This is a genomic window from Cohnella baijiui (genome assembly GCF_020731285.1).
Taxonomy (GTDB): domain Bacteria; phylum Bacillota; class Bacilli; order Paenibacillales; family Paenibacillaceae; genus Cohnella.
In genome coordinates this window covers 1-284 of sequence record NZ_JAJFOW010000234.1, presented here as the reverse complement: position 1 = coordinate 284, position 284 = coordinate 1, and the positions used below count along the sequence as shown (strand labels likewise).

General features: G+C 46.1%; 1 pseudogene. It reads right to left on the bottom strand.

Features of this window, described 5'->3' with window-relative positions:
* Positions 1 to 284 (bottom strand): annotated as a pseudogene (gene glmU / locus LKX83_RS32445) (bifunctional UDP-N-acetylglucosamine diphosphorylase/glucosamine-1-phosphate N-acetyltransferase GlmU); the annotation flags it as partial.

The window sequence follows — 284 nt, the reverse complement described above, 5'->3', positions numbered from 1 at the left end:
CCCGACCGTAGCGTCACTATCAATCCGACTATCCGTTACTACCGATTGCTTGATCTCTACACGGTCTCCAATTTGGCAGTTTGTGATCTGTGTATTCGGACCAATGATACAGTCTTCTCCAATGACCGTGCCTGCACCGATCAACGAACCCGGATAAATAACAGAATCACGCCCGATTGTCACATTGGTTTCAATGTACGTGTTCGATGGATCGATAATGGTTACGCCTTCTTTCATATGCTGTGTAAGAATGCGTTCTCTCATCATCACTTCTGCCTTGGCAA